The sequence below is a fragment of the Kibdelosporangium persicum genome (genome assembly GCF_013280595.1).
GTDB classification, from domain to species: Bacteria; Actinomycetota; Actinomycetes; order Mycobacteriales; family Pseudonocardiaceae; genus Kibdelosporangium; species Kibdelosporangium persicum.
In genome coordinates this window covers 20,656-38,046 of record NZ_JAAATY010000018.1, presented here as the reverse complement: position 1 = coordinate 38,046, position 17,391 = coordinate 20,656, and the positions used below count along the sequence as shown (strand labels likewise).

17 protein-coding genes are annotated in these 17,391 nt (G+C 68.3%); 8 read left to right on the top strand and 9 right to left on the bottom strand.

The window, feature by feature from the left end:
• Positions 1-78: 78 nt before the first annotated feature.
• On the top strand, positions 79-2,100 hold the full coding sequence (locus GC106_RS28185; RefSeq protein WP_173136847.1) for a M6 family metalloprotease domain-containing protein: 2,022 nt from the start codon (positions 79-81) through the stop codon (positions 2,098-2,100).
• A gap of 72 nt (positions 2,101-2,172) precedes the next feature.
• Here the strand turns inward: GC106_RS28185 and GC106_RS28180 are convergent, their stop codons facing one another.
• The 7 genes from GC106_RS28180 to GC106_RS28150 form a co-directional block, all read right to left on the bottom strand.
• Positions 2,173-2,916 (bottom strand): ESX secretion-associated protein EspG, encoded by a 744-nt coding sequence (locus GC106_RS28180; protein ID WP_173136845.1) that lies wholly within the window; start codon positions 2,914-2,916, stop codon positions 2,173-2,175.
• A 29-nt stretch (positions 2,917-2,945) separates the two neighbouring features.
• Positions 2,946-4,133, bottom strand: coding sequence for a hypothetical protein (locus tag GC106_RS28175; protein WP_173136843.1), 1,188 nt, complete (start codon positions 4,131-4,133; stop codon positions 2,946-2,948).
• A 2-nt stretch (positions 4,134-4,135) separates the two neighbouring features.
• Complete coding sequence (locus tag GC106_RS28170) at positions 4,136-4,738, bottom strand: DUF3558 domain-containing protein (protein WP_246366822.1); 603 nt, start codon at positions 4,736-4,738, stop codon at positions 4,136-4,138.
• Positions 4,739-4,741: 3 nt separating this feature from the next.
• On the bottom strand, positions 4,742-5,194 hold the full coding sequence (locus GC106_RS28165; RefSeq protein WP_173136839.1) for a hypothetical protein: 453 nt from the start codon (positions 5,192-5,194) through the stop codon (positions 4,742-4,744).
• A 106-nt stretch (positions 5,195-5,300) separates the two neighbouring features.
• Positions 5,301-5,495, bottom strand: a complete 195-nt coding sequence (locus tag GC106_RS28160; protein WP_173136837.1) for a DUF397 domain-containing protein — start codon at positions 5,493-5,495, stop codon at positions 5,301-5,303.
• A 72-nt stretch (positions 5,496-5,567) separates the two neighbouring features.
• Positions 5,568-6,464: an extracellular catalytic domain type 1 short-chain-length polyhydroxyalkanoate depolymerase gene (locus GC106_RS28155; RefSeq protein WP_173136835.1), complete on the bottom strand. Its 897-nt coding sequence runs from the start codon at positions 6,462-6,464 to the stop codon at positions 5,568-5,570.
• A 167-nt stretch (positions 6,465-6,631) separates the two neighbouring features.
• A complete protein-coding gene (locus GC106_RS28150) occupies positions 6,632-7,993 on the bottom strand; it encodes a DUF349 domain-containing protein (protein ID WP_173136833.1) in 1,362 nt (453 codons plus the stop codon).
• Between the two features lie 179 nt (positions 7,994-8,172).
• On the opposite strand from GC106_RS28150, the gene GC106_RS28145 reads away from it, so the two are divergent.
• From GC106_RS28145 to dapF, 3 genes are read left to right on the top strand one after another with little or no spacing between them, the layout of a single operon-like run.
• On the top strand, positions 8,173-8,874 hold the full coding sequence (locus GC106_RS28145; protein WP_173136830.1) for a class III extradiol ring-cleavage dioxygenase family protein: 702 nt from the start codon (positions 8,173-8,175) through the stop codon (positions 8,872-8,874).
• On the top strand, positions 8,871-9,773 hold the full coding sequence (miaA, locus tag GC106_RS28140; protein ID WP_173136828.1) for a tRNA (adenosine(37)-N6)-dimethylallyltransferase MiaA: 903 nt from the start codon (positions 8,871-8,873) through the stop codon (positions 9,771-9,773). The genes GC106_RS28145 and miaA overlap by 4 nt, the downstream gene beginning before the upstream one ends.
• 10 nt (positions 9,774-9,783) lie before the next feature.
• Positions 9,784-10,620 (top strand): diaminopimelate epimerase, encoded by an 837-nt coding sequence (gene dapF, locus GC106_RS28135; protein WP_173136826.1) that lies wholly within the window; start codon positions 9,784-9,786, stop codon positions 10,618-10,620.
• On the opposite strand, the gene GC106_RS28130 is transcribed toward dapF, so the two are convergent.
• Positions 10,553-11,830, bottom strand: coding sequence for an MFS transporter (locus tag GC106_RS28130; protein WP_173136824.1), 1,278 nt, complete (start codon positions 11,828-11,830; stop codon positions 10,553-10,555). The two genes, dapF and GC106_RS28130, sit on opposite strands and share 68 nt — an antisense overlap.
• A gap of 144 nt (positions 11,831-11,974) precedes the next feature.
• On the opposite strand from GC106_RS28130, the gene hflX reads away from it, so the two are divergent.
• Positions 11,975-13,396 carry a GTPase HflX gene (hflX, locus tag GC106_RS28125; RefSeq protein ID WP_173136822.1) on the top strand — a complete coding sequence of 474 codons (1,422 nt, stop codon included), beginning with the start codon at positions 11,975-11,977 and terminating at the stop codon, positions 13,394-13,396.
• A gap of 80 nt (positions 13,397-13,476) precedes the next feature.
• On the top strand, positions 13,477-14,451 hold the full coding sequence (locus GC106_RS28120; RefSeq protein WP_173136812.1) for a hypothetical protein: 975 nt from the start codon (positions 13,477-13,479) through the stop codon (positions 14,449-14,451).
• Between the two features lie 247 nt (positions 14,452-14,698).
• On the opposite strand, the gene lexA is transcribed toward GC106_RS28120, so the two are convergent.
• A complete protein-coding gene (gene lexA, locus GC106_RS28115; RefSeq protein ID WP_312872918.1) occupies positions 14,699-15,367 on the bottom strand; it encodes a transcriptional repressor LexA in 669 nt (222 codons plus the stop codon).
• Between the two features lie 246 nt (positions 15,368-15,613).
• On the opposite strand from lexA, the gene GC106_RS28110 reads away from it, so the two are divergent.
• Together GC106_RS28110 and nrdR are read left to right on the top strand one after the other, a co-directional pair.
• The gene (locus tag GC106_RS28110; protein WP_173136810.1) at positions 15,614-16,090 is read left to right on the top strand and encodes a LysM peptidoglycan-binding domain-containing protein; all 477 of its coding nucleotides are present in this window, start codon (positions 15,614-15,616) and stop codon (positions 16,088-16,090) included.
• 775 nt (positions 16,091-16,865) lie between these two features.
• Positions 16,866-17,336, top strand: a complete 471-nt coding sequence (nrdR, locus tag GC106_RS28105) for a transcriptional regulator NrdR (protein ID WP_173136808.1) — start codon at positions 16,866-16,868, stop codon at positions 17,334-17,336.
• The last annotated feature ends 55 nt before the right edge of the window (positions 17,337-17,391 follow it).

Below are 17,391 nucleotides of genomic sequence, written 5' to 3'. Positions count from 1 at the left end.
GCTCGCGGGACAGGCTTTCTCCCTGCTTCCTCCGGAAGGAACGTCATGTCCCCACCTGGCCGTCGTTTGCTTTCGTTAATGGTGGTCACCGGGTTAGGACTCGCGCTGGCCTCGGCTCCCGCGTACGCCGCACCCGGCAGACCGTGGCCGACCAAAGAGCAGGTCCTCGCCCCGATCGACCCGCAGAACTGGGAGAACCCGGACGCGATGACGTGGCAGGACCTGCGCGAGGTCCCCGACATCGACTGGTCCGACCCGAACCGCAAGGGTTCGGTGCGCACGATCAAGGCGGCGCTCGTCCTCGGTGACTACCCCAACGAGCAGTTCGCGATCACCCGGGCGCGCAACACCGACGTGTACAACAACCCGCGTTCCGACCTGAAACTCGACCCGAAAGAGGTCGCGAACTTCTACCGGGACTTCCTGAACAAGCCGCAGGAGATCAACCACGGCCTGACGATGCACGGGTACTGGATGGAGGTGTCGAACGGGCGCATCGGCGTCACGCTCGACGCGTTCGGCGTGTACCGCCTGCCCGGCAAGAAGCACGAATACGGCTTCAACGAATGGGATCAGGCCGCGGGCAGCTGCCCGGCAGGCGACCAGTGCAACCGCAGTCTGCGGACCGACCTGGGCGGTGCGTGGCGAGCCGAGCAGGGCTCGGACATCGACGGCAAGTACGACGTGATCTTCTACCAGACCGCGGGCAACGACGAATCGTCGACGTGGCAGGAGTTCGGCGAGATGAAGTTCGCCGACTGCGAGTCGATCCCCGCCGCGTTCGGCGGCCCGGACCCCACGAAACCCCGGTGCGCCAAGACGCGGTACGTGCCGTGGACCACGTGGCAGGCCGCCGCGAACCACTGGCCCAACGCCTCGGGCAAGAGCACGACCCAGGCCGAAAGCTCCGGTCTGGGCACGTTCTCCCACGAGCTGAGCCACGTCTTCGGCATCGCGGACAACTACAACAACCCTTACGGCACACCACAACGCCGTGCCGGTGCCGGTCCGTGGAGCATGCTCGACCGTGGCACGTTCAACGGCCCAGGCGGCCCGCACACGCGCTACCACATCCCCGCCACGCAAGGCGGCGCGGCAGGCGTGCAGCACACCTTGCGCGACAAGATGAAACTGAACATCGTGGACGAGGCCAACATCCTGCGGCTGTCGCGGGAAGCCCTTGCCACGTCGGGTGTCGTGGTGATGAACGTGACCGCCCGCGCGATCCCCATGGGCCCGGCCGGGCGGACCGGCCTGACCGGCGCCAACATCGCGATGAACGGCGACAAGTCGACTGGATCGTGCAAAACGGCAGAGGATCCGTTGTGTGACGGCGGGAACTACAACAACTACACCGTCGAGGTGGTCGACCGGATCGGCTACGACTCGTTCACCCCGGACTCCGGTGTGATGCTGTCGAAGACCAAGAACGCCGACTCGACGCCGTTCGTCTGGGTCGTCGACTCACACCCGGAGGACATCCGGACTGTCGACTTCGTCCGTCCTGACGGGACGAAGCAGTACATGACGATCGGCGACTACCGGCAGCTGTCGGACGCCCTGTTCCACGCCGGAACAGGATCGGGCACGAAGTACGAGTACGTCGACTCGGTCAACCGCCTGCACTTCTACGTCATCGACGTCAACCGCGACGCCAAGGGAGTGCTGAGCTACAAGCTGGCGGTACGGTCGCTGGACGGCCAGGGCCCGCACACCCGCGGCGTCTCCGTCGGCCGGGGCAACCCGGTCGGTCGCGTCCCCGCCGAGGTCGCGACCTGCCAGTTCCCGCTGCGCAACACCGGCCAGGTGCGTCCGTTCACCAACGGCCACCCGGAGGACGTCAGCGCCTACGTGGACTCTGACGTCTACCGTCTGTCGGCTTCGGTGTCCGGCAACGGCTGGAGCGTCCAGTTGCCTTCGGAGATCGTGACCGCCAAGGCCGGGACGACCGTTCAGGTGCCCGTCAACGCGGTTCGTGCCCATGGCGGCATGCCGCACGCGACGGTGACGTTGACCGCGAAGTCGGAGAGCAACCCCAGCGCCACGAGCACGGCCACGTGCCAGCTGTCGGTTGCCAACACCATCCCACCGCTGCACTGACAAATCCGGTTCGTGATCGCCGTTCGAAGCGGGCGGCGATCACGAACCGAGAACGGGCAGGACATGCAGGACTCATCTGGTCAGTGAGTGGTGTGTTTCGTGCAGCCGGGCGACCAGGTCGCGCTGATCTGTCGGAATGAGCAGCAGTTCGGTGTCGCCGTCGACGGTGCTGGTCAAGGTGGCGTACCGGCCCGCCGCCGTGTCCACATAAGACACATTGTCCACACTGGACACTCGGCGGCCCATGGAATCCCGCACCGCGACGTGGAACTCGCCTCCGCCGGTTCGCGGCAGCATGGCGACCTGGATCAGCCGCCGGACGTCCGGCGGGACCGGCTTCACGGTCAGCCCGCCGTGCGGGCGTGGCCGACCGCCGTCGAAAGCGAGCGCGTCCGAGCGTTGTACCCGGGCCGGCTTTCCTTGTCCAGCAGGAACGTCCGGGGTCTGAGCGACCACCATCGTCGCGAGGTTGTCCGACCGGATCGAGCAGAGTGACACCGATGTCTCACGCCGGACAGCCAGAAGTGCCTGCCGCCCGAGACGCCCAGCCAGCACACCCGTCGTCGTCTGGCCCGCGGTGATCCATCCGTAGAACTCCGTGGTGGCCCGGCAGACCACCCGCAACGCCGAGGCCACGTCGACATCCAGCTGGCCGCGGTGGTCCAGCCAGTTCAGCCGGGCGCACTCGTCCCGTACCTGTCTGTCCAGCGCGTGATCCTCGTGCCGTGGCTGCCATCCGGCCGACGGCAACAGCACCTCGGGCACGGTACCGATGTCCTCGATCCGGACCAGGCGTGCCAGCGAGTCCAGTGCCACCTGGACTGGCCGTGGCCACAGCACCGCGATCAGCCGCCGATCACCGGGGGAGCGGTCGGTTTGTCGGTCCCGAAGACCGCTTCCGGGTCCGGCTCCTCGAGGAACGACGCCCGCCGATGCTCCTCGTCCTCACTGCCCTGGTTCCGGCCGCCAGGGACAGCGCTCATGGGCAGACCGCCCGGGGTGCCCCGTCCCGCTGGAACGTTCCGCGCGGCCGCTGCCTCCGCGGCCGCTCCGGGGCCACTCACTGGACCCGCACCTGTTCGGCCGGCCGGTCCGGGACCTCCGGCGACAGATCCACCGCCCGCCGCACCTGGGGCACCTGTGTGCCCGGGAGAACCCGCGCCTTCGCCCGGAACGGCACCTGGGCCGAAGAACCCGAGCCCGGGGCCGCCTGCCCCTGGTCCAGGGCTCGCGCCGACCAGAACACCGGAACCGCTTGTGCCCAGTCCAGGCCCTGGCGCCGGGGATGTGTATCCGCCAGGCGTTGTTCCAGGCGGCGCCGTGCTCTGAGACGGCGACACCACGACACCACTGCCGCCCGGTCCGTCACCAGGACCGCCAGCGCGTGTCACGTTGCTGCCCGTACCGCCAGGACCCTCACCGCCGCGGATCGGTGGAGGTGGCGCCGTTGTTCTCGGCTTTGGAGGGCTCGGGCGGTCACCAGGCGGCGGGGGTTGAGAGGGAGGCGGCGCCTGTGCGATGCGGATCTCGCTCTGGTCGGCAGTTATGGACCCGTACGTGCTGGGCAGATTCATGTTGTAGGTTGACGCGTTCTCGTAGCCCCGCATGACATCGGCGTTGTGCTGCGCCGCAGCGTGGTGCCTGCCGAGTTGTTGTTGGTAGGTGACCAGTTCGCCAGGCGCCAGGAACGCGGCCAGCGGATCGACCTTCTCCGGCGCGGGCGGCACCGGCATCACGGCGTTCTTCGCGTCGTTGAACGACCCGGCCTGACGGCTCACCAGATCACGCATGGTGTCCATCGCCGGGGCGGCCAGAGCGTGCTCGACGGCCAACGGACCGACGCCACGATGTGCCGCACCGGCGGCGTCGCCTTTCCAGACTGCGTCCATCTTGTTGAGAAGCTTCTTGATCTGGTCGCCACGCTCGTTATAGGTCTTGACCACCTCGGCGACCACATCCGCGCCGCTGGCCATGTCCGCCGGGCCACGCGCGTTGGTGAAGTTCTCGTAGATGTCCTGTCCGGACAAGAACATGATCAGCCCCCCGCCTTGATCGTCTGGATCACCATGGACGCCACTTGTTTCGCGCGTTCGCACGACTTCACCCCGAGCCTGCCCTGCTCCAACACGGTGAACGTCAGCGTGTCCGATATGCCGACCGTCATGCCACAGGTTCCTTGAGGCCGATAGTCACCCGAATCATTGAACACCGCTGGGTATCCATCTACCTCGATCGGTTCGAAATACCCGTCGAACCGATCCTTGCCACGGTACGTATCTGACAGGCCGTTCTTGTTACCGGACAGAAACCCGACTCCGACGCCCTCACGGGTGTCGCTATTGATCCAGTCACATGCAGGACCGGACGATCTGGCTACGGCGCTGTCGGTGTCTGGCTTTCCTGGCGGAAGATTGAGAACCTGCAGCTGGGCTGGTGTGAGCGTAGCGCACGGTTTGGCGAGGAACGGCGTCCCGTCGAGTGGAGTCGCCACTCGGGGTGCCTCATAGTCGTTGGCTGGGCTGTCCGAATTGGTGCCGGGTGCTGGGCGGGGGGTACCTGCCTCAGTACTTGTGCACGCTGTCGCCGCGAGTATCACTACGCTGGCGGCTAGCAGTGTCAAGGCTAGCGATGATCGCATTGATCAGTCTCGCATCCGGAAGCTTTGTGCGCTCACATCCTCGACCCGAGCATATGCTTGGCGGGCAGCCTCCAGCTTTACGATCTCCGCTTCAGCAGCAGCCGACATTCGCCCGTTGTGCTCGTATGCGGCTTCGACCGAGGCGGCCGCAGCGTTGGCCTGCAAAACACTCATGATGTCTTTCGCGGGCGGCGTCATCAGGCCTCGCGCATGGTAGAGCTTGCGGCTGTCCTCGATTATGCCGTCGGCGACGGTTTTGATTTCGGTGATGATTTCGTCGAGCTCGGCGAGGCTGGTGAACTCGTAGTAGCCACCAGCGCCGCCGCCACCGGACTGGTGTGCGTATTCACCGCCGAACATGGCCGCGATCGCGCGACCGGTCTGTGTCACCGCGATTTCGGTGTCGATCTGCTGTCTTGCCGGCTCCGATTGCTCAGGTTGAAATCCCTCGGCCACCGCTCACTCCCCTTGATGGTTGCCAACCGCGACAGCTTACCAAGAGTGATTCCATGATCACTGGCTGTTCGTGAGACGTTGGGGACGGTGGAGGGGTTCCTGCTGATCAGTTGGTCGTCGATCTGATCATGGTCAGGAAAGTACGGGCCGCGTCCTTGCTGAACAGCAACGTGGGGCGGTTGTCGTCGGATAACGCCGCGTGCTTGGTGTCCCGGTAGCCGACCAATCCGTCCGCCCAGCCGGTCTCCACGCACGCCGAGTTGTTGGCGCTGTACGTCGCCTTACGCCAGTTGTCGATCACTGGACTTCCTTTCCGACCTCGGCGATCAGCGCTCGTGACTTCTTCGGATTGAGCGCCAGATGCCGGAAACCCTCACCTGCGGGACAGGCCGAAGAAGTCGATCGCGTACTGGGCCATGCCGGTGGTCAGGATGTTGTGCGAGCCGTTCTGGATGCTGATGGCCTCGACCTGGGTGCCGTACCGGGTCCGCGTCCATGTCGACTGTGGACGGTCGGTGCTCGTCGGCGTCTGGCTCAGGCCGGACACGTTGGTCCACTGCTTGATCTCTTCGGTGAAGTTGGGGTACCTCAGGGTGTCGTCCGCGGTGCCGTGCCACAGTTGCATCCTCGGCCTCGCGCCGGAATAGCCCGGGTAGGCGGCGCGGACCAGATCACCCCACTGCTGCGGGGTCCTGATCAGGTTCCCTTGCGCGCACGTGCTGTTCCAGCCGGAGCCGTCGGTGGTGGCGAAGCATCCAAAAGGGACACCGGCGAACGCCGCACCCGCCTTGAACACGTCCGGGTAGTCACCGAGCAGGACGTTGGTCATCATGGCACCGGAGGAGGAGCCGGTGGCGTAGACCCGGTTCGAGTCGCCGTTGTGGCGCTGCAGGGTGTACTGGACCATCGACATGATCCCGACGGGATCGCTGCCGCCGTTGCGTCGCAACGCCTGCGGCGAGGACACGTCGAAACACTGGCCGCTGCGAGTGGCGGACGGATAGACGACGATGAACTTGTGACGGTCGGCCAGCCGGGCGAACTCCGTGCCCGAGTGGTAGGCCGGGCCGGACCCGGTGCAGTAGTGCACCGCGACCAGGACAGCGGGTCTGCTCGTGATGCCGTCCGGGACGTAGATGTGCATCCGCAGGTTGGTCGGGTTCGTGCCGAAGTTCGTGACCTCGGTCAGCGCGGCCGCGGACGCCTTGGCGGGCGACAAAGTCAGCAACAGGGTGACAGCAGCGACCAGTGCGGGAGCGATCCTTCGCATGTCTTCCTCTTCCCACGTGACTCGAAACTTTCGGTTGACCGTGGGCGTGGTACCGCGCTGCCTCACTATGGATCCGCAAGTGCGGGCGTGGCAACAACTTTCGAGGAAGTTTCGAAGAAAGGACTGCCCGGCCCGCGAACGGGCCGGGCAGTCCACAGTGAACCGGACTATCGGGTGGCGACCGCCTGCTCGGCGGCGGCCAGCCACTCACGCCACTGGGCGGCCTGCGCCTCGGCCTGCTCGGCGCGGCGGTTGTCGCCTGCCGCACGGGCCTTGGCGGCCTTCGACTCGAACTCCTCCACGCGCTCGCGGAACTGCGCGGCACGGGCCTGAGCCTCCGGGTCGGTACGGCGCCACTGCTGGTCAGCGGCCTGGCGCACCTTCTCCTCGACCGCGCGCAGGCGGCCTTCCAGCTCCCGCACCCGCTCGCGCGGCACCTTGCCGATCGACTCCCAGCGCTCCTGGATGCGGTGCAGCTGCGAGCGCGCCGCGTCCAGGTCGGAGATGTTGATCTTCTCGGCTTCGGCCAGCAGTTCTTCCTTGGCGCGGGCGTTGTCGTGGAACTCCGCGTCCCGCTCGCTGAACGCCGCCGACCGCCGGGCGAAGAACTTGTCCTGCGCCGCGCGGAACCGCTGCCACAGCGCGTCGTCCGAGTCCTTCGGCGCGCGCCCGGCCGCCTTCCACTCGGTCATCAGCGCCTTGTAGCGGCCCGCGGTCGGGCCCCAGTCGTCCGAGTCCGCCAGCTGCTCGGCCTCCTCGACCAGTTCCTGCTTGCGGGCCTTCGCCGTGGAACGCTGCCGGTCCAGATCCGCGAAGTGCGAGCCACGCCTGCGGTTGAAGGTGTCACGTGCCTTGGAGAACCGGCGCCACAGCTGCTCGTCGGTCTTCCGGTCGACCCCGCGGATGGTCTTCCACTCGTCCAGGATCGTCCGCAGCCGGTCACCCGCGGCCTTCCACTGGGTCGACTCCGCCGCGATCCGCTCGGCCTCCTCGGCCAGCTCCTGCTTGCGCGCCACCGACGCGGCCCGTGCCGCCTCGCGGGCCTGCTTGGACGCCTCGATCGCCTGCTTGGCGTGCGCGAGCACGTACTCCACGCGGGCCTCCAGCGCGGCCAGATCGCCGACCGCCGCCGCATCGACCAGGCTCTCCTTGATGTGCTTCGCGCTGGTCAGCGACTGCTTCGGATCGCCGGCCCCGGAGACGATCCGTGCCTCGAGCAGCTCGACCTCGGTGCGGATGTCGTCGAACCGCCGCGCGTAGTGCGCCAGCCCTTCCGTCGGTTCGCCCGCCTGCCACGAGCCGACCGCTCGTTCACCGTCCACGGTCTTCACGAAAACCGTGCCCGACTCGTCCACCCGGCCCCACCTGCCCGGGTCGGTCGACGCGACCGGCACCGGCGCGGGTGCTTTGAGCTCTCCAGCCGGAGCGGTTTCGACAGCAGCGGATTCGGCCGGAGCAGCCGGCTCAGCCACAACCACCTCCGCCACCTCGGCCACATCCGTGCTCTGGGTTGTTTCCCTGTCCGTCATCGCCGGCTCCTCCTCGCCTGCGTGCCCGCGCCTCCCACGGGCGCCCCGTCGTTCGCCGGGGCCCAGCAACGTGGAATCCGGTCGCCTGAGGCGACTGGTTCCGCGCGCATTCAAACAGGTCAAGGCCCGCGTCGGAACCACCAGGCTCACCTCCGGTCATCCTAGTAACGTTCCTCAGCGTGATCGCTCGTGCCGCTGTAGTGCCTTATCCACCACTTCTGGTGCCGGAACTGGTCGTCGCCGACGTGCCTGAGGTGTCCTCGGTGCGGCGCGCGTGCGTGGCGGCGGCGCGGTTCCTGGCAGCGGGTTCCCGCAGGTGGATCGCGGTCGCGCCGGGATTCGGCGAGGTCCCGGACGGTGCCGTGGGCACGTTCCGGGGGTTCGGGGTGGACGTCCGGGTCCGGCTGGCCGCCGACACGGAGGGTGACGTTGATCCGTCTCTGCCTTTACCGGTCCTGATCGCCGGGTGGTTGCGACAGCAAGCAGGCGCACAGTCGGTGAGCGTCCATTTGGTCTCACCCGAGGCGACGAGGGAGCAATGCCAGGAGCTGGGCGCCCGCCTCGCCCGGGAGACGAGCGGTCCAGTTGGCCTGCTCGTGCTCGGGGACGGCTCGCCCAAGCACGGTGACCGTGCTCCGGGCAGGCCGGACGAGCGGGCCCCTGACTTCGACGACGCCGTCCACACAGCCCTGTCGAACGCCGATGCCGAGGCACTGCTCGCGCTGGACGAGGGCCTGGCGGGCGAGCTGGACGCGCAGGGCCGGGCGCCCTGGCAGGTGCTTGCCGGGACCGGCGGCGACTGGCGGTGCGCCGGCAGCGAGCTCATGGTGCCCTTCGGCGTCGCCTACCACGTCGCCGTTTGGGAAAATGGCCGGTCGTGACCACCCCCATCGCAGTCGTCGGCCCCACCGCGACCGGCAAGTCGGACCTGGGCATCGCGCTGGCCGAGAAGCTCGGCGGTGAGGTCGTCAACGCCGACGCCTCCCAGCTCTATCGGGGCATGGACATCGGCACGGCCAAGGTCACGCGGGCCGAACGCGAGGCCGTCCCGCACCACCTCCTGGACGTCCTGGACGTCACCGAGACCGCGTCGGTAGCCGCATACCAACGGCACGCCCGCCGGGTCGTGGAGGACGTCCTGGCGGCCGGGAAGGTACCGATCCTGGTCGGCGGTTCCGGCCTGTACGTCCAGGCCGTCCTGGACGACCTGGAGTTCCCCGGCACGGACCCGCGGATCCGGGAGCGGCTCGACCAGGAGCTGGCCACTGTGGGCGCTCAGCTGATGCACGAGCGGCTGGCCACGCTCGACCCGGTCGCGGCGGGCGCGATCCTGCCGAGCAACGGCCGCCGCGTGGTCCGGGCCCTGGAGGTGATCGAGCTGACCGGGCGTCCGTTCTCCGCGACGATGCCCAAGCCGGGACCCGCGCGTTACGGCACGATCCTGATCGGACTGGACCGCGAGCCGTCCGAACTGGACACACGGATCGACGCCAGGGTGGCCAGGATGTTCGCCGCCGGGTTCGTCGACGAGGTCCGTGAGCTGGAGAAGATCGGGCTGCGTGACGGGCTGACCGCGTCGCGTGCCCTCGGCTACCAGCAGGTCCTCGCGTACTTCGACGGCGAGTACGACCTCGGCGAAGCGACGGCGCTGACCGCGCAGGGCCACCGGCGGTTCGTGCGCAGGCAGCGTTCGTGGTTCCGCCGTGACAAGCGGATCACGTGGCTGGACGCGGGCGCCGACGACCTCCTCGACGAGGTGCTCCGGGTCGTCACCCCGTAACCTCAGAGGTGTGCGGGACATCGAATTCGTCAAGGGACACGGCACGGAGAACGACTTCGTGGTGCTGCCCGACCAGGACGGCACCCTGGAGCTGACCGCGGCACGGGTCCGCGCGCTTTGCGACCGCAGTCGCGGTCTCGGCGCGGACGGTGTGCTGCGGGTGGTCAAAGGGGCGGCCGTGCCGGACAAGCCGTCCGATGTGGACCCAGACGGCTGGTTCATGGACTACCGCAACGCCGACGGCTCGATCGCCGAGATGTGCGGCAACGGGGTCCGGGTGTTCGCCGCCTACCTGGTCGAGGCCGGTCTGGCCGAACCCGGCGAGTTCGTGCTCGGGACGCGGGCGGGCCCGCGCCCGGTGAAGACGCACGAGGACGGCTCGGTGACCGTCCAGATGGGACCGGCCCGGGTGTTCGGCCGCTCCCAGGCCACGGTGTCCGGTGAGGCGTTCCCCGGCATCGCGATCGACGTCGGCAACCCGCACCTGGCGTGCCAGATCGACAGCGACCCGGCGGACCTGGACCTCTCTCTGCCTCCCGGGCACGATCCGGTGCTTTTCCCGCACGGCGTGAACGTGGAACTGTTCCGCCGCAAGGGGCCGGACGCGATCCAGATGCGTGTGCACGAGCGGGGCGTGGGGGAGACCCGGTCCTGCGGGACGGGCACGGTCGCGGCCGTGGCCGCGTTGCTGCACCTGGCCGACGAGCCCACCGGTTCGTCCTACGTGGACGTCCCCGGCGGCCGGGTCCGGGTGGAGATCGGCGAGGACGCCAGCACGCTCACGGGGCCTGCGGTGCTGGTCGCCCGTGGTCAGCTGGATCGGCGGTGGTGGGACTCGGTGTCCTGACCATCGTGCGGATCGGCGAGAACATCATCCAGATCCAGGACACCGCGAGGCCGCTCGCCGCGACCCACAGCGTGCCGCGCACCCCGATGACCTCGCCGAGCACGCCGCCGGCCAGCGAGCCGAGCGGGAACGCGCCCCAGATCATGAACCGCATGCTCGCGTTCATCCGGCCGAGCAACCGGTCCGGGCAGATCGACTGACGGAAGCTGACCTGCGCGATGTTGTGCACGATCACGCCGTAGCCGACGCCGACGTGCCCCAGCACGGTCAGCCAGACCAGCCAGCCCGGCTGGCCCAGCGGGATCAGCAGCTCGAACGGCGCGATCGCCACCAGCGACACCCACATCGCCCGCACGTTGCCGATCCGGCGGTACCACCAGTTCGCCGTCATCCCGGCGAGGAACCCGCCCACGCCGCCGACCGCGAGCACCAGGCCGACCTGGGCCTCGCTGAGCAGCAGGTCCTTGGTCAGGAACAGCACCATGCCCGCGGTCTCCATCTGGAAGAAGAAACCCGCGGTGGTGCCGGTCAGCGCGATCGCCCGCAGCATGCTGTTGTGGAACACGAACCGCAGGCCCTCGGCGACCTCGGCGCGCAGCTTGCGGTGCTCGGTGCGGACCGGCCGTGGCTCCTCCTGCTTGATCCGGAACAGGAAAAGCCAGGACGCCAGGAAGCCCAGTCCCACCGTGATGGTCGCGTTGGCGGCGCCGGCCAGCGCCGCCAGGCCACCGCCCATGGCGGGTCCGGACACCATCGCCACCGACTGGCTGGCCTGGAGCTTCGCGTTGCCCTCCAGCAGTTGGTCACGGCCGACCAGCGTCGGCAGGTACGACTGGTACGACACGTCGAAGAAGACCGTGCAGACGCCGACCAGCAGCCCTACGACGATCATGTGCGGCAACGTCAGGACGTCCAGCCACCACGCCACCGGAACGCTCAGCAGCAACGCGGCCCGCGCGAGGTCGGCGCGCAGCATGAGCTGCCTGCGCCGCATCCGGTCCACCCAGGCCCCGGCGGGCAGGCCGATCAGCAGGAACGCGGCTGTCTCCGCGGCGGTGAGCAGGCCCATCTCGAACGGCGTCGCGGCCAGCACGGTGACCGCGACCAGCGGTAACACGGTGTGCCCGATGTACGTGCCGAACTGGCTGAGGGTGTCGCTGGCCCACAACATCCGGAAACCGTGGTGGCGGAATAGGGACACGGCTCTCACCTTGCCCGAACGCCGGGCCGGATGGGAACGAATTGGGTGGTCCGGAGCGTTGTAGGAGGTGCGATAACCAGTCGGCGGATTCCGCCGAGCGTGCGACGATGGGCAGGCAACATCGAAACGACAGGTAAGGACAGGGCTTACTCGATGACGGAAGACTACGCGGAAGAACTGGTCTCGACTGGGGAGCTGGAACTCGAGGACCGGTCCGCGCTACGTCGAGTGGCCGGGCTGTCCACCGAGCTTTCCGACATCACCGAGGTCGAGTACCGCCAACTCCGGCTGGAACGGGTGGTTCTGGTCGGCGTCTGGACCGAGGGCACCGCCGAGCAGGCCGACGCGTCGCTCACCGAGCTGGCGCGGCTGGCCGAGACGGCCGGTTCCGAGGTCCTCGAAGGGCTCATCCAGCGGCGTGACCGGCCGGATCCGGCCACGTACGTCGGCTCCGGCAAGGTGGAGGAGATCTTCCAGACCGTGCTGGCGACCGGCGCGGACACGGTGATCTGCGACGGTGAACTCTCACCCGGTCAGCTCCGCCAGCTGGAGGCGCGCCTCAAGGTCAAGGTGATCGACCGGACCGCGCTGATCCTGGACATCTTCGCGCAGCACGCGCGGTCCAAGGAGGGCAAGGCCCAGGTCGAGCTGGCGCAGCTGCAGTACCTGCTGCCGCGCCTGCGCGGCTGGGGTGAGTCGCTGTCCCGGCAGGCCGGTGGCCGGGCCGGTGGCGGCAACGGCGGTGTGGGTCTTCGTGGCCCCGGTGAGACCAAGCTGGAAACCGACCGGCGGCGGATCCGCGCCAAGATCTCCAAGCTCCGGCGTGAGATCACGGCGATGGCCGGCGTCCGGGAGACCAAGCGTGGCCGCCGGGTGGCCAACGAGGTGCCGAGCGTGGCCATCGCGGGTTACACCAACGCGGGCAAGTCCAGCCTGCTCAACGCGATCACCGGCGCGGGCGTGCTGGTCGAGGACGCGTTGTTCGCCACGTTGGACGCGACCACGCGCCGTACCCAGACACCGGACGGGCGGACGTACACGCTGACCGACACGGTCGGGTTCGTGCGGCACCTGCCGCACCAGCTGATCGAGGCGTTCCGGTCCACCTTGGACGAGGTGGCCGACGCGGACCTGCTGGTGCACGTGGTGGACGGATCGGAAGCCAACCCGGAGTGGCAGGTCAACGCGGTGCGCGAGGTGCTGGGCGAGATCGCCGAGCGCAACGACACCCCGATGCCGCCGGAGGTCCTGGTGGTGAACAAGATCGACGCGGCGGACGAGCTGCAACTGGCGCGTCTGCGCCACCTGCTGCCCGGCGCGTTGTTCGTCTCGGCGCACAAGGGCCTCGGGCTCGACGAGCTGCGTGAGCACCTGGCCACGGCGTTGCCGCGGCCGGACGTCGAGGTGGAGGTGCTGGTGCCGTACGCCCGTGGCGAGCTCGTGGCCAGGGTGCACCGGGAGGGTGAGGTGCTCGCCGAGCGGCACACCGCCGAGGGCACCCAGTTGCACGCACGGGTGAACGGTGACCTGGCCGGTGCTTTGGGTCAGTTCGCAAGCAACGGCGCCCCGGTCTGACGCGTCTACTGGTCGTGATCAAGGGTAGGAGAGTCTTGGCGTGGGGAGGCGCCCTGGCTCTCGCTTGGGCGCTCGCACCGGTGACGGCGGCTCACGCCGATCCGGTGGAGCGCTGCAAGATCAGTGCGAGGAACATCGGCGAGCTGTCCGGCCTGGCGTCGGACGGCTCGAAGATGTACGCGACCAACGACGGCGGCACCAAGCTGACCGTCAGCGTGCTCAACAAGGACTGCAAGGTCGAGCGCACGATCACCAACAAGACCGACCCGTTCGACGTCGAGGACATGGCACGGACGAAGGACGGCACGATCTGGCTGGCCGACACCGGCGACAACGGCAAGAAACGCGAGACCGTCGCGCTGCACTCGCTGTCCCCGGACGGCAAGGCGACGCTGTACCGGTTGTCCTATCCGGACGGACAGCACGACGCGGAAGCGTTGCTGATGGACCAGAAGGGCGTGCCGTACCTGGTCACCAAGGAGCCGTTCGGCCCGGCCGAGGTCTACCGGCCCGACGGCGAACTGCGGAGCCCCGGGCCGACAAAACTGACCAAAGTGGCCTCGGTCGACCTGAAGACCACCGAAACCGCGGGCGGCCCGACCCGGATTCCGCACTCCATCGCCACGATCCTGGTGACCGGCGGCGCGGTCAGCGCCGACGGAAAGGTCGTCGCGCTGCGCACGTACACCGACGCGTACCTCTACAGCGCACCTGACGGCGACATCGTGGCCGCACTGGGCCGCGACCCCGTCCGTGTCCCGCTGCCGAACGAACCGCAAGGCGAGACGATCGCCTTCGAACCGGACGGCACGCTGCTGACCGGCTCGGAAGGAGTCGGCCAGCCGATCCGGACGGTCGCGGGAGCGACCGGCTTGGTGTCCCCCAAACCGCAGGCCGGGGGCAACCCCGCGAGTCCCGGCGGCGCGGCAGGGGACGCGAACGCCGCTCCGGCCACCGAGGACTCCGGGTTCCCGACCTGGCTGGCGGTCGTGGTCGGCGGTGTCGTCGTGCTCGGCGGACTGGCGTTCATGGCCCGCAAGGGCAAAACCCGCTAGGTCGTGTTTCGAATGTCCCGGTCGATGAGAGTCTGCCCCGGCCGGAGGCCGGAATCGGCTCGGTGGGGCGGTTCCTGGCGTCGCCGCGGGATCGCCGCGAATACTGGTTGTCTTTGGGCGGTCCCGCGGTGGCGTCAGGGGCCGCATCCGGCCCGGCTATCGCGATCGGGCATTTGAAACACGGCCTAGCTGTGCGCCCTCCGAGCGGCGGCGGAGAACACGGCCGCCCGGAGGTGACGGTGACCCGTCAGAGCCGGCGCAGGACGGCGACCACCTTCCCGAGGATGGTGGCCTCGTCACCGGGGATCGGCTCGTACGCCTCGTTCTGCGGCAACAGCCACACGTGGCCGTCGCGCAGCTTGTACGTCTTCACCGTGGCCTCGCCGTCGATCATCGCCGCGACGATCTCGCCGTTGTCGGCGACCGACTGCTGGCGCACCACGACCCAGTCGTCGTCCGCGATCGCCGCGTCGATCATCGAGTCGCCGGCGACCTTGAGCAGGAACAGCGAGCCCTCGCCGACGATCTCCTTGGGCAACGGGAAGACGTCCTCGACGGCCTGTTCGGCCAGGATCGGGCCACCGGCGGCGATCCGGCCCAGCACCGGGACGTACGCCGGCGTGGGCGCCGGGGTGTCCTCGCCGGCCAGTTGGGCCGCGTCGGCGTCCGGCGGCAGCACGCCGATCGCCCGCGGCCGGTTGTGGTCCCTGCGCAGGTAGCCCTTCCGCTCCAAGGCCTTCAGCTGGTAGGCGACCGACGAGGTCGATGTCAGGCCGACCGCCTCACCTATCTCCCGCACGCTGGGCGGATACCCCACCCGTTCGACCCAGGCCCTGATGACCTCGAGCACCGCGCGCTGTCGCGGCGGCAGGGTGCCCGAGTCCAGGTCTTCGGCCTGCTCGGGGAAGGGGCGGATGTTGTCGCCCTGCTCTGGTGTCTTGCTGCGCTGCGGCACCGCTTCCGCCTCCAAAAATCCTCGCCCACCTGTGGGCGAGCTCGATCATCTTCACCGACCGTAGTCCGCTTCGACCAGGAGATCAAACACCTGTTCGAGGGACACGCCGAGCGGATCTCGATTTTTGTCGGTGGTAGGTGGTACACATTCGCACGGACGTTCGATCGAACCGGTGTTCGATCTCAGGTCACGCGAGGAGGATACGACATGGCGGCTCCGGTACGCACGAAGATCGACCTGTCGCAGCCGGCCGGCCGGCCGGTGCTCCGGCTGGTGCCGCCACTGCCCGAGGTCGAGGAAAAACCCCGGGAGGAGAAGGCGGCACCGCGGGTCACCGAACCCAAGGCGCCGCGCAAGCGCCGGCCGTCGCACCGGCGTGTGGCCGCCTGCACGCCGGCGATCCGGCGCCGCAGGCGAGTGGCGGCGTCCATCCTGGTCGGGCTCGGCATGTTCCTCACGGTGTTCGGAGTCGGCAGCCTGGTGGACGTGTTCACGTCGAACGTGGTGCCCGAGCGGACGGCGGTCGTCTGGGTCCAGCCCGGCGAGAGCCTGTGGGACGTGGCGGAACGATCGGCGCCCGGGTACAACCCGGAGGCAGTGGTCGCCCGGATCCATGAACTCAACGAGATCTCCGGTGCCGGGGTGCTCGCCGGTCAGGCATTGCAGGTCCCGTCCGCGCCCTGATCGTCCGGCGGGCCAGAACGTCCTTTGTGTCCGGTCGATCTGCCGTGCTGGTGTGAGGTTCGACCGTGTGCTGGTTGCGGGCTGCCGAATTCGCGCTTCGGCGGGACATGCCGCGCTGTAACGGAAACCGCTCGCCGCGACTGTTCGCCCTGGACGGTGCCCGGTCCCGCATAAGATCAACTTTACCGGAATCCCGCGGCCACGGCAGCCGATTTGATCAACTCAAGGCCGCGACTTCCGCGACTCGCTCGGGATGACACCACGCGTTGCCTTGATCGCGCGGGGACCTTTGCCGTGTCGGCCTTTGTCGTGGGTCGCGCCCGGTCGTGGGAACTGTGATCCAGTTGGTCCGATCGCGCGGCTGGAGGACCGTGTTGTTCCCGGCATGAGGGCTCCGTGTGGATCTCCGGGGCGCTCGTCGGTCGTCGAGCGGGTCGTTCAACGGGTGTACGCGCTGTGCGCAGTCGATCGTGCTGAGTTCCCTCGAACGGCTGATTGCGTTGGCGTGGTCCGGTCTGGATCGACACCCCGTGTGGCGCTCGCCACAGTGCGTTCGTGACCAGGCGAGTCGCGCCGTGTCGACTTGCGTCGAGTAGGCCTCGGGCATACTGTCACCCCAACATCTAGTAGTTACACCGCTGTAAGTAGTCCACAGGTTGGGGCTGGGGGCGGACGAGTTGTCCACCCTTCATCCACAAGTCGATCACCAACCAGGCTGTTGCGGTGACGCACGGGTGTTGCCGGATGACCGTGAGTGAGAGTGAGGAAGCCTGCGATGAGATGTCCGTTCTGCCGGCATTCCGACTCTCGGGTGGTCGACTCCCGGGAAGTCGACGAGGGCCAGGTGATCCGGCGCAGGCGGTCGTGCTCGAGCTGTGGCCGCAGGTTCACCACCGTCGAGGAGGCCGTGCTGGCGGTGGTCAAACGATCCGGCGTGACCGAGCCGTTCAGCCGCGACAAGGTCGTGCGCGGCGTGCAACGCGCCTGCCAGGGCAGGCCGGTCGACGAGGACGCGCTGCAGAAACTGGCCCACCGGGTCGAGGAGTCGATCCGCTCGGGCGGTGCCGCCGAGATCCCGAGCCATGAGGTGGGGCTCGCCATTCTCGGCCCGCTGCGCGAGCTCGACGAGGTCGCCTACCTGCGGTTCGCCAGCGTGTACCGCTCGTTCACATCGGTTGAGGACTTCGAGAAGGAGATCGCGGACCTGAAAGCGGCGATCGCCAAGCGTGCGGAGGCGGAACGGTGAGCCGCCGGACGCGCGCACGGACAACAAGGAATTCGCACGGACCGGATCGGACGGG